Here is a 10,299-nt window from a genome sequence, read left to right on the forward strand (position 1 = left end):
GTTAGCAGCAATTATAAACCACATTCATGCAAAATATGAACAAAGCATATTACTTATTAATTGCAATTTTAATCATAAGTTGTAATAGAAAACAGCCTGAAACAAAAAACTCCGAAAAAGTTGCTGACTTTGAAAATATTGTTGGCGCAGGTTATTTGAAACTTACTGCTGATTATGATGAATGTGGAGAATGGGGCGGCCATCACGAAGAAATAAAAATTATTCGCAAAGAGAAAAAACTGTTTGCCGAGATAACTAAAGATAGTGTTGACTGCAAACATTTGGAAAGCCGGAAAGTTGTGGAGAAAAAAAGAATCGAGTTGAATGAAATTCATAGAAAAGCAATTTCTGATTATTTGCATGAACTTCTGAACAAAAGTTTAGAAGAACAAATTCCATATCATGCTGGTCAATGGTATTCTGCTGGAACAATCGATTCTACTTTGGTCTTAAATTATCACGAAGGTGGAAACCAATGGAAAGGATTTTTAAAGCTCAAAGAAAAATTATCAAAATAACTGCTGCTAACAGCGGTTAGTGGCCATTGCTGGATTTTCGTGGTTTCACGTTGGTTTTTCACGTAAAAATTTTATATTAGCTGAAAGTACGCAGTTCGCTGGTTTCGCAAAAAGCCACTAGCCGCGAAACGTTATGCCTAATACAACAAAAACTGAAACCTAAATGAAAATATCCAACATAATTTTTATCCTTATATTTCCATTTTTCATTGGTTGTTGTAAAATAAATGCGCAAACAGAAAACAGTAAAAAAAGACCTATTCCTGAATTAAATCCTTCAGAACTTGAGAAAAAAAATTTTCCAAAATCTCTATTTTTTGTGAATGATTTTGAGCACTTGTTAAATAATGAACAAATTCTAGATTTGGAAATAATAATCAATGATTTTAGAATTAAAACGAAAAACGAAATAGTAATTATCTCAGTAAATTCAATAAATCCTTATACTGATATTTCAAATTATACTTTAGATTTATCAAACTATTTAAGAGTTGGAAAAGATGGTAATGGACTAACGATTGTTGTTAGTAAAGAACTCAGAAAAGTTCAAATCGCGACAGGGAATGCAACCGAAAAAATCATTTCCAATGAAAATTGTGATAAAGTAATAAACGAGTTTATGATTCCAAATTTTAAAAACGACAAATATTACGAAGGCCTAAAAAGTGGACTTTTGGAATTAATAGAAATGTGGAAATAAGTACTAGGCATAACACACGCTACAACGGATTTGGGCAATTGGCTTAATGGAAAGTTGGTTTTGTATTTGTGATGATTTGGCAAATCCGAATAATGGGTTTAATTTAGTCCCAAACCCGCTGTAGCGCGAGAACGTTACAGGAAACCTTCGCTCACCAAATCTAAAAAGATAAATTATAAAATTTAATGAGAAACATTAATTCAATACTAGTTATCACTCTACTTTTTTTTGTCGCAAGTATTTATGGCCAAAAAGGTTTCTATGTAGATAAAGATTATAGAATTGAGAAATATCAAAAAGAAATAATTAAAGTCTTGATTGATGGACAATGGCTTGAAAAGAAAGAAAAAGGGGAAATAATTATTAATAATTATTCCGGCAGTATGGGAGTGACAAAATGTATCGAGGTTTTTGCTACTCAACCAAAAAAAGATAATGTTTTATTAGTCCGTTTTTATTCTTTAGGCTCGCACGCACTAAACTATTGGGGAATTCTTGAAAAGGAATCTAATTATCTGTTTTATTATGATGAAAAAGATAAATCTAAAATAGAGGATTATTTGAAAAAATACGATGTAAAGACACAAAAAATACTTTTAGATTATGTGAAAATATATACTGATTGGAATGAGCCGAACTTACCTAATTCACAACCTATAAATGAAAACTGAATAAAAGGCTTCCTGTAACACACGCTACAACGGATTTGGGCATTAGGCTTAATGGAAAGTTGGTTTTGTATTTGGGATGATTTGGCAAATCCGAAAATAGGGCTTAATTTAGTCCCAAACCCGCTGTAGTGCCAAGACGTTGTATGCTATTTTACTGAAAATCATAACCTAAATTAAATTTGAAATATCCAAAAAATCTACCAAACCAAAAATGAAATTAAAAATTATATATTTACTTATACTTCTAGCTTTAGTTTCTTGTAAGAAAGAGCAAAATGAGAATACAATTGACGAAAAGTTTTGTAGACAACAATTGGAAATTATAATTGACGAAAGCAGAATCACAATAGACTTTGAAAGTAATATTGGTAGAATTGAAACTGAAAAAATAATTAACAAAAAACCTGTTGTAGAAAATAAATCTTTCAAAATAACAGAAGTTGAAAAGCAAAAGTTATTTTCAAATGCATATAAATTGATAACGCTAAAAGAATATATAATTCAAACTATGACTTGCAATACAGGAGAAAATTTTATTTTAAGATTAGTATGTAATAATAAAGCATTGGAATTTCATCAGCCTTCAGTAGTTAGTTGGTCAAGAATTTCGAAAGAAACGGCGGAAATCTATTCAATACTTAAAGACAAAACAGATTTAAAAAAATAAAAACAGCATACAACAGCCATTTTGAGCTAGCTGGAATTTAGTGGAATTACCGTTTCGCATCAAGTTTTCGTTAAGCCGAAAATTGAGCGGTTACGAACTTCCAGCCATCTCAAAGTGGCAAAACGTTATAGCCAATTATTATGAGACACCACCTACTGACAATCTTGACCCTGTTTTTTTGCAGTTGTAATTCGCAGACACTTGTGTCAAGCCGCGACAAAATCGAAGCAGCAAAAAAAGAGTTGAATACAGCAATGACGACTTTTAACAGTTGCATTGTAAATTCCGACTTGGACAACTGTATTGCTACTTTAATAAAAAGTGCTGACAACGAATACAAAAAATATATCATCGGTGGACTACTTAATGAAATAGACAAAGACAAATCCTTTCAACTTCATAAAGAAGCTTATTTATCCAAACCTGACGAACTTGACTTCAACCTTGAATATGCAATAGAACTTCATAGAAAAGGTGAATTTGAAGAAGCTGCCAAACTTTATGAAAAATACAGCAAAGAAAAAGCGGAAGACTTTAGAGTTAATGTTTGGTTAGCGGATTGCTACATAAATTCGGGCGACATAGACAAATCAATTGCAAATTGGAAAAAATCAGATCACGCAAAGCATCACACATCAATTGACCAAGCAATAAATACTATATACGGTAATACGAAACAGATAAAAGCAAGAAACAATTATCGAAAAGAAATTGAGAAAGGAAATAATACGCTTTTTTATTCTCTCATTTTCCTAGATATGAATTGGGAATTGGATTGGTGGAACACTAACACGCAAGAGTACTTTCTGAAAGAAGATGTTCGACTTATTGAAAGTAAGTTAGAAAAAACCAATATTGATTACAACACCATACAGGCTTATATCAAAGTCAAAAATCTTTCAAAATCGGAAAATGCAGGTGATAGCATCAAAATGCTTTTGACAAATAATAAAATCATTATCGGTTCAAATCCATTGCCGACAAACGGACAAATAGCTTCAGATTTGTTGAGGATATGTTTTATTAATCAATTAATATCTGAACAAGAATTTTACAATAATCGTGGACAGGAATTGCTAAAATTAGCAAACGCAACAAAAGACAAAGAACTACTAAATATTTACGCTTATCTCCAAGCGACAGTTAATGGAAAGGTTGACGCATCCATTGACAAACAGGGCTGGACAGACTTTAAAGACGAACGATTTGCTATCAGTTATTTTATCGGCAAAGCAGACAAGAATAGATTTGACGACAAAGAATTAGCTCAAGCACTTACTGACTTTCCAAATTCATCAAAACTATATTGGGTAAAGGTAAATTGTGCAAAAATTGAAAACATTAAACTCAGACCGCATCTTGTAGAATTAATAAAAAGAGAATTTAAAACATTAGGGTCAGACCAAAGCCATTACTCGTATCCTTTGAAATCATATTTTGGATACTTGGAAAGCGAAAAATAACTGGCTATAACAGCACCTTGCCAAAAGCGGGGCGGAAGTGCGAATATGAACAATAAAGCATTTAATAAACATAAGTGGTGGCTTGACAGATTGGTGCTCCGAAAGCCCCGCCTTCGGCAAGCTGCCAACCGTCAGGCTGTGAAAAAACCTCGTTTTTTCTTCAAAATCTCCCAATTTTAATAATCTACAATCCAAATAAAGCCTTTTTAAAAGGCTGTTTTTTTTAGGTTGTAAATTTAGTTTGACAGAAAACAAAGGCTGATTTTAGCTTTAAATAAATCGTTTTTACAAAAACAAAACCATTTGTAGGGTATCTGGCATTCCAATTCTTGATTTTGGCTATCAAATCAGGTACTCCCAGAATATTAATACTGCGTTTGATGTTGTAAACCAGCATAATCAAACTGTGCTCTCCGTTTACTTTTTCCAATCCCGTTAAGTTAGTGTGATTATAACCCCATTGCCTTTTAATAGTTCCAAAAATGTGTTCGTTTATCTCTTGTCGTTTACGGTACAATTGCTGGTTTTCCTGATAACGCTTGTTGTTTTCTTCCACAGCATCGGCATACTCACTGCGGTCTATTTCCCTGCCTCCTGTTCTACTGGTACATAAATCTTTTACAGGACATTCCTTGCAGGCTGGTGTTCGGTATTTTTTAAATTGGTAACCGCTGTTTTCGGTTCGGCCTGTTTTTTTATGCCACCGGCCTGTAGTTTTCAATATCTCATCTTGAGGACAGGTGTAAGTATCGTACTCTTTGTTGTATTTGAATTTCGCTACCAAATACTCCGGTTGCGTACCATTCTCGTTACTCTTTCCTTGTTCCTGATGTGCTACAATGGTGGTGATATTATGATCTTTACATTGGGTGATTTCCCGTCCGTTATGATAGCCTTTGTCTACTAAAGCCGTGTAGGTTGCTATCTCTAAATTCTCTTTTGCCTCGATAGCAATGGCTGCTAAGGCGTTGCGATCATTGCGATTGATCGTGTGAGTAGCAACTACTAAATTATGTTTAGCATCCACCGCAGCCTGAATATTATAACTTACTTCAACCACCTGACCTTGTACCAGTAAAGCTCTGGCATCTTCATCGGTAGTGCTTATTTGAGGTTCTCCACTGGTTTTTAGTTTTTCTTCAAGAAATTCATAACGAATTTTGTTAGTTTTTAAACGATCAATTTTTTCTTGAATTTTGCTAATACTGACACTAGAATCGTTTTGATCGTTTTGAGCTAAATCACTTAAATATTCTTGTGTTTTTTCCTCAATATAAGCCAAATGTTGGTCTATTTTCTTTTGACTGAAATTGGCTTTTTTGCTATTATGAGCGCGACTTTTTGTGCCATCGATGGCGATGGTTTCTCCTGCAATCAAATCAGTATCTTTAAGAAAAGAGACAAAGAGTTTGAAGAGTTTTTTCAATCCCAATGGATTATGCTTCCTAAAATCAGAAATACTGTGATAGTTCGGCACAATGCCACACAAAAGCCATTGCAACTCTAAATTGCGAACACATTCTTTTTCGAGTTTCCTCGAACTTCTGAGGCCATTTAAATAGCCATACAAATAGATTTTGAGAAACACTTTGCTATCAAAACTAGGACGGCCTTCGCTTTTTATCGTCTTAGATAAGAAGCCTAATGATTCAAGTGAGATTTGTTCAACAAAAACATCAATAAAACGAACAGGATTCTCATTTGAAATTCTGTCTTCTAAACTAATTATTTGCATTTGATAGCGGGAAATTCCTGTGATGTGTTGCATGACTAAAAATACGAAAAATCTGCTTTTTATAAAACAATTTCATATATTTGTTTACAATCAAACGGAAGTTTTTTCACAGACTGACGTTAGCAGCCATTATAGAATGACACGACCATACATCATATTGACAATTTTATTCTTGACTTTTATCGGACAATTGTTCGGACAGGACACAACGATTTACGATCAAGAAAATGCATCAATGTTTTCGAATAATTACACATTTATTAAAAAAAATAAATCCGACAACTTTGGAACTTTTATACAATACAGCGGAACAGACGATATGCAACATTGGTTTGGTCAAGGCGTATTTACCGAAACAAATAAAAAATATTTCTTGACATTCGACACAACCAATAATCGCAATCGCATTGAGACAGTTTCATCAACAGGGCACAGTGACACACTTTATATCAAATGGTTTGACTGGAGTGGCGAACAACAAGAATGGTTCAGTATTCGGTTTGCGGACACCACCAAGAACAAAAATATTTATCGTGCAGACTATTTAACGGGTTTTGTAAAAATACCAAAGAAAGATTTGACAGATAAGAATCTTTCACTCTTTGCTTTTGGAAGTAACCGCAACATATTTGACTTTTCGGTTGCCGACAACGTTGATGAAATAAATGTTTTTGCAAATGACCCAGTGCTCATGCACACCTTTGACAAGAAAAAAGAAACATTGAGGAAAAATGGAAAAGGTTTTACGACAGTCGGAATGTGGACAAAGGAAAAACCCACTCAATTTGTAGTGCGACAAAAATAACGTCTGCTAACACGGGTTTTGCGTTAGTGGGCGGACAGTGCGAATAGAAACATTTGAGCAATTAATAAAAGTTGGTGCTGGCAGACAGTTTACGGTTTCAAAAGCCCACCAACGCAAAGCCCGAAACCGTTAGGGCTCAGTTTAAAGAACCGAAATACCGAAATTAAATGAAAAAATCTAATTCAATTGTAAGGACTATTACTATTAATGGAAATCCAAATAAACCAAAGGAAATGCATTACAAAATTGATTTTATGACTTTTTCAAAAGCTTTATCTAAAGAAAATCCACATTATAAAATTATGCACGAAACTTTTAAAATATATCCGTACAAATGGTATGATATAAGGTGGATTTACGAAATTCCATCTTATTGGTTTCTATTAAGAGTTTTCCGAATTAACGAACATAAAATAAGTACAGCCAAACATAACGCTATGTCTATAACAGTACTTATAACAGAAATATTAACAACAATAAAATCGGTAAAAGAGTTAATTAAGTTTTTCATATAACATAAAAATTTTAAATACTTCTGACTTAAAACCGGTGCAGAAGCGTAACCAACAATTGAAATGTAAAAATTAGAATAAATAAAAAACCGAAGCCCTAACAGCTGTCTGTGGCTATTGTGGGATTTAGTGGAATTACCGTTTCGCATTCATATTTTAGTTAAGCCGAAAATTGAGCGGTTACGAACTTCCACAACAGACCACAGGCAGCGGAACGTTATGAACAAGTATGAAGAGCAAAGTACAAATAGTTGAAAAAATGAAAGAGAAAAAACAAGACTTTAAAAGCTTTTTTTACCAACAGGCATCAAAATTAGCTAGAATTGGAAGTTGGGAATTTGATATGGTAAATAAAAAAGTTTACTGGTCAACTATTGTACACGAGCTCCACGAAACAAACCCGAAAACTTTCATACCTGTTTTAGAAACTGCCCTAAGTTTTTACCGGGAAGATTTTCAGCCAATAGTGAATGAGATTGTACAAGAAAGTATTAAAACTGGTGCTGCATTCGACTTTGAAGCTGTAATAATCACTAAAAAAAAGAAAGAACGATGGGTTCGGGCTATTGGTAATGTAGAAATGATTGAAGGGAAATGCCAGCGGATATATGGTAGTTTTCAGGATATTCATGCTTCCAAGTCACATGAACTTCAGATTCGGGAGATTTTAGGAAGTATATCTGATGCTTTTTATGCAGTTGACAAAAACTGGAAATTTACTTATTTCAACAAGGAAGCCGAGAACTTACTCTGTAAGAAAGCTGATGATGTTTTAGGCAAGAATATTTGGGAATTATTTCCAACAGGTGCAAATACAACCCTTCGGAAAATTTATCAAAGGGTTGCCCGTACAAAAAACACTGAATCTTTTGAATACTATTACCCGGAAGATGGAAAATGGTATGAAATAAATGCTTATCCATCACAGGGTGGTGTATCAGCTTACTTCAAGAATGTAGATGAACGTAAACAGGCGGCGGAAAAACTTGAAAAAGCCTATCAGGAGAAAATCGACATTCTGGAAAGTATTGGAGATGCTTTTTTCAATGTAAACAAAGATTGGGTAGTAACCTACTGGAACAAAGAAACCGAAAAGGTTTTAGGCAGGAAAAGGGATGCCATCATTGGCAAAAACCTTTGGGATGAATACCCTGATGTCATAGAAACTGACTTTTACCGCCAATATCACAAAGCTATGGAAACTCAGGAAAACTTAGATTTTGAAGAGTATTACCCGGCATTGAATATGTGGCTAGAAGTAACGGTATATCCCTCAAGCTGTGGGCTTTCTGTTTATTTTAAAGACATTACACTAAGAAAAGAGACCGATATACGTCTGCTCCAATCCAATGAACGCTTTGAAAAAGTTGCAGAAGCGACCAATGATGCGATATGGGATTGGAATATCTTAGAAAATACCCTGTATTGGGGAGCTGGTTTCAAAAATCTGTTTGGATACCAAATTGAAAAAACCACTCCAACCTTAGAGTCTTGGACTAATCACATCCATCCTGAGGATCGAGAATGGGTATTGAAAAGTATTTATGGAGTACTCGAAAAACCAGACCAATCTAACTGGATTGCCGAATATCGATATCAAATAAATGACGGTACTTTTGCCGATGTGATTGACAGGGGGATCGTAATCAGAGATGAAAAAGGAAATCCTATCCGTATGGTTGGAGCCATGAACGATATCACGGAGCGAAAGAATTTTGAAATAAGCAGAAGCAGATATGTGAACCAAATTGAAATACAGAATGAAAAACTCAAGAATATTGCTTGGACCCAGTCACATATAGTACGGGCTCCTCTTGCAAGAATGTTGGGGATTATGAATGCTATTGAGGACAATAATAAAAATTTGGACAATACTTTAATGTGGTTGAAACATTTGAGAGATTCAGCAAATGAACTGGATGAAATTATAAAAGATTTGGTTGATAAGGCACGAAGCTTAACTGAAGAAAACAATACTTAGATAATACCTGTTCATAACACGTGATAAGCACAATGACTATCTGCGAGACGTCACTGCGCCTATCACGGGAACGTTAGGCATCAGTTTAAAGAACCGAAACTTTAAAAAAGAAAATATGAACAAAAAGAAAGCCATAAGAATATTAGAAGAACAGAAACAAAAAATTTTAAGCTCTGAACATCCAAATAATGACGAATGGACTTTTGAAACTGCTTCATATATCAAAGATTTTTTTGGTTTTGACTCAACTGAATATGCTTGGATTTCACAGTTTAAATGGCACGTTAAATATATTGACCATCCTATTTTTGGAAATGAAGATGAAGCAGACCGAGCTTTGAGAGAAAAACCAAAAAAAGCGATAATTTTCTTAGATAATTGTATAAGAACTTTAAACAACAAAGGACTATTTAAAAAATCAAAAAGAAACTTTTTGTCTGATAAGACTAATTTTGAACTAATTAGCATAGTATTTGGATTTTGTGTATTCGTATTTTGGATAGGTTATTGGACAAAAACAGTTGAGCTTTTTTCTTTAAAAAATAAAGCGGAAAATTCAATCTCTTTTGTTTCTGATACTACATCCCAAAAAATAACCAATCCAAAAGAAAAGTCCACAGAAAGTAGTAAATACAAACCAAAATAAATCATAACTCATCATAATAAATAATTTTAAAATTGCTTCCAACTTAAAAGCGGTGTGGAAGCGAAACCGAAAAACAAAACCGAATGCCTAACAGCCACTACAACGGATTTGGGCATTAGGCTTAATTGAAAGTTGGTTTTGTATTTGGGATGATTTGGCAAATCCGAAAATAAGGCTTAATTTAAGCCCAAACCTCTTGTAGCAGGGGACGTTAGCGGTAATTTTCTCGCCACACAGACATGACACAGACAACAAAAAATATATTACAGATTATTTTAGTAACGCTTTTATTAAGCGTTCTAATTTTCGCTTTTACAGAAAGGTCGAATCAACTATGGAAAAAAACGGCTTTAATATTAATGGGTTTAGCATTTATAATACTGGAAATAAGAAGAATTAAAAGAATCAAGTATTTTAATCTCATTGAGAATGATTTAATAATCAATCAGACTTTTTCAGATCAAAAAAGATACGATTTAAAAGCAATTTCAAGTTGGACTGAAAACCATTATAATCTATTAGGAATTAAAACCGGAAACGAAATAATCATAAATATTGAAGGAGAAAAAATCAGATTGTTTGAACGAAATTCAAAGGATTA

The 10,299-nt window shown here is 33.7% G+C and carries 11 protein-coding genes; 10 read left to right on the top strand and 1 reads right to left on the bottom strand.

The features are described 5' to 3' along the window. The first annotated feature begins 35 nt into the window (after nt 1-35). The 5 genes from BLR17_RS09765 to BLR17_RS09785 all read left to right on the top strand — a co-directional run bounded on the left by BLR17_RS09765 (nt 36) and on the right by BLR17_RS09785 (nt 4,019). Nucleotides 36-518 (top strand): hypothetical protein, encoded by a 483-nt coding sequence (locus BLR17_RS09765; protein ID WP_175444412.1) that lies wholly within the window; start codon nt 36-38, stop codon nt 516-518. A gap of 163 nt (nt 519-681) precedes the next feature. Continuing rightward, the gene (locus tag BLR17_RS09770) at nt 682-1,218 is read left to right on the top strand and encodes a TPM domain-containing protein (protein WP_066329955.1); all 537 of its coding nucleotides are present in this window, start codon (nt 682-684) and stop codon (nt 1,216-1,218) included. A 185-nt stretch (nt 1,219-1,403) separates the two neighbouring features. Next, nucleotides 1,404-1,889 carry a hypothetical protein gene (locus BLR17_RS09775; RefSeq protein WP_066329954.1) on the top strand — a complete coding sequence of 162 codons (486 nt, stop codon included), beginning with the start codon at nt 1,404-1,406 and terminating at the stop codon, nt 1,887-1,889. 211 nt (nt 1,890-2,100) lie between these two features. Then, the gene (locus tag BLR17_RS09780; protein WP_066329953.1) at nt 2,101-2,556 is read left to right on the top strand and encodes a hypothetical protein; all 456 of its coding nucleotides are present in this window, start codon (nt 2,101-2,103) and stop codon (nt 2,554-2,556) included. Nucleotides 2,557-2,696: 140 nt separating this feature from the next. Next, nucleotides 2,697-4,019 (top strand): tetratricopeptide repeat protein, encoded by a 1,323-nt coding sequence (locus tag BLR17_RS09785; protein WP_169817174.1) that lies wholly within the window; start codon nt 2,697-2,699, stop codon nt 4,017-4,019. A 223-nt stretch (nt 4,020-4,242) separates the two neighbouring features. On the opposite strand, the gene BLR17_RS09790 is transcribed toward BLR17_RS09785, so the two are convergent. Next, nucleotides 4,243-5,787, bottom strand: a complete 1,545-nt coding sequence (locus BLR17_RS09790; RefSeq protein WP_066329945.1) for an IS1182 family transposase — start codon at nt 5,785-5,787, stop codon at nt 4,243-4,245. Nucleotides 5,788-5,890: 103 nt separating this feature from the next. On the opposite strand from BLR17_RS09790, the gene BLR17_RS09795 reads away from it, so the two are divergent. The 5 genes from BLR17_RS09795 to BLR17_RS16540 all read left to right on the top strand — a co-directional run. Beyond that, nucleotides 5,891-6,559, top strand: a complete 669-nt coding sequence (locus tag BLR17_RS09795) for a hypothetical protein (RefSeq protein ID WP_074517182.1) — start codon at nt 5,891-5,893, stop codon at nt 6,557-6,559. Nucleotides 6,560-6,726: 167 nt separating this feature from the next. After that, complete coding sequence (locus tag BLR17_RS09800) at nt 6,727-7,074, top strand: hypothetical protein (protein WP_066329941.1); 348 nt, start codon at nt 6,727-6,729, stop codon at nt 7,072-7,074. 256 nt (nt 7,075-7,330) lie between these two features. Next, complete coding sequence (locus BLR17_RS09805) at nt 7,331-9,052, top strand: PAS domain-containing protein (protein WP_066329939.1); 1,722 nt, start codon at nt 7,331-7,333, stop codon at nt 9,050-9,052. 115 nt (nt 9,053-9,167) lie between these two features. Then, a complete protein-coding gene (locus BLR17_RS09810) occupies nt 9,168-9,698 on the top strand; it encodes a hypothetical protein (protein WP_066329938.1) in 531 nt (176 codons plus the stop codon). A gap of 359 nt (nt 9,699-10,057) precedes the next feature. After that, nucleotides 10,058-10,299: hypothetical protein (locus BLR17_RS16540; RefSeq protein WP_139148979.1), on the top strand; the 242-nt coding region annotated here is incomplete at its 3' end.

Source organism: Flavobacterium glycines (genome assembly GCF_900100165.1).
GTDB classification, from domain to species: Bacteria; Bacteroidota; Bacteroidia; order Flavobacteriales; family Flavobacteriaceae; genus Flavobacterium; species Flavobacterium glycines.